This window comes from Kitasatospora sp. NPDC096204 (assembly GCF_044763205.1).
In the GTDB taxonomy this organism is placed as follows: Bacteria; Actinomycetota; Actinomycetes; order Streptomycetales; family Streptomycetaceae; genus Kitasatospora.
Window position 1 is genome coordinate 1 of record NZ_JBIWFT010000096.1, and the last position, 1998, is coordinate 1998.

A 1998-nucleotide genomic window follows, 5' to 3' on the forward strand; every position below is an offset into this window, starting at 1 on the left:
CCTGCGTTCCGCGTAATTCAGGGGATCTGGAGTCCCTGCCGCGTTGAAGGTGCAGGTCAGCTGGTTGGGGGCTGGTGACACGGTCGGATTCGCCTAGAGACGCGATTTTGCGGATTCGCCTGCACTGATCTGGAGTTGGTCCGTAGGGTCTGGAGTCGTGTACGTGAAGACGACGAAGCGGGAGAACAAATCCGGCACGGTCCGGTACCTGCACCTGGCCCACAACGAGTGGGATCCGGTGAAGGGCCGGGCGGTTCCGAAGGTCCTGTTCACGTTCGGCCGTGAGGACGCCCTCGACCGGGACGCAGTGAAGCGCCTGGTCGCGTCTCTATCGAGGCTGCTGGAGCCGGGTGAGGCGCTGGCGTCGACGGCAGCGGGTGACCTGGAGTTCGTCTCGTCGGTCCCGTTCGGCGGCACCTACGTCCTCGATCATCTCTGGCGGCGGCTGAGGATCGACAGGATCGTCGGGCAGGTCGGGCAGCCCAAACGGGGCCGGCGCCGGGACATGTCGGTGACCGAGCGGGTGCTGTTCTCCCTGGTCGCGAACCGGGCCCTGGCTCCGTCGTCGAAGCTGGCAGCCGCGGACTGGGTCACGCACGACGTGCATGTCGAGGGCCTGCCTGTCACCGACGACGACGCCTGCTACCGGGCGATGGACTGGCTCCACGAGGTGACCGACGACCTGGAGAAGCGGGTGTTCGACGAGGTCGCGAACCTCCTCAACCTCGAAGTCGACCTGCTGTTCTTCGACACCACCAGCACCTACTTCGAGCTGGAGGAGGTCGACGAACCCGCCGCCCGCGACGACAGGGGCCGCCTCCTGACGGACGCCCGCCCAACCGCCGAGGAGGACGGCGAGTGCGCGGATCAGGCCGGGTTCCGCACCTTCGGCAAGTCGAAGGACTCCCGCGACGACCTGCCGCAGATCGTGATCGGGATGGCCGTCACAAGGGACGGGATCCCGGTCCGCGTCTGGTCCTGGCCCGGCAACACCGGTGACCAGAAGCTGATCCGGCAGGTCAAGGACGACATGCGGGACTGGACCCTGAGCAAGATCGTGTGGGTCACCGACCGGGGTTTCTCCAGCGAACGCAACCGCCGCTACCTCCGCCAGGGCGACCACGCCTACATCGTCGGAGAGAAACTCCGCTCCGGCAGCCCGGAGGTGAAGGCCGCCCTGTCCCGCCAGGGCCGCTACAGCGAGATCGCCGGGAACACGCGGGTCAAGGAGGTGCGGATCTCCGACACCGAACGGTTCGTGATCTGTCACAACCCCGAAGCCGCCACCCGCGACCAGCACATACGCGAACAGCTCGTCTCCCGGCTCGCCACCCTGATCGAAGGCACCGACAAGCTCAGCGACTTCAAGCGCGGCGAGCTCCGCGGCAAGCTCGCCGACAAGCCCGGCCTCAACCGCTACCTCCGCACCACACCGGCCGGCAAGCTCCGCATCGACACCGCGAAGATCAAGACCGAGGAGAACCTCGACGGCAAGTACCTGCTGCGATGCTCCGACCCGCATCTGTCGGCCGAGGACATCGCCCTCGGTTACAAGCAACTCCTCGAAGTCGAGCGGGGCTGGCGGGACATGAAACAGATCATCGACCTGCGGCCCGTCTATCACCGGCTCGAGGAACGCATACGCGCACACGTCGTCCTCTGCTGGCTCGCCCTGCTGCTGATCCGCATCGTCGAGACCACCACCGACAAGACCTGGACGACCATCCGCCGCGAGCTCGACCGGCTCCACCTCGGCACGTTCACCGGCCCTACCGGCCTGTTCCGGCAGGTCACCACCCCCACCAAGCCCCAGACCGACCTCCTGGCCAAGCTCGACATCCCCGCACCGAAGCAGATCATCGCCCTCGAACCCGCACCCCGCTGACCAGCACGAACACCAGCGCCTAGAGAAACGGCTCTCAGGCGCCCTCACCCATGTCCGCCCAGGTCAGACCCCAGATTCGTGACTCTAGGCCGCTGAATTACGCGGAACGCAGG

At 66.5% G+C, this 1998-nt stretch carries 1 protein-coding gene; it reads left to right on the plus strand.

Features of this window, described 5'->3' with window-relative positions; genetic code table 11:
- The first annotated feature begins 163 nt into the window (after positions 1–163).
- Complete coding sequence (locus ACIQ87_RS40260) at positions 164–1885, plus strand: IS1634 family transposase (RefSeq protein ID WP_402417239.1); 1722 nt, start codon at positions 164–166, stop codon at positions 1883–1885.
- The last annotated feature ends 113 nt before the right edge of the window (positions 1886–1998 follow it).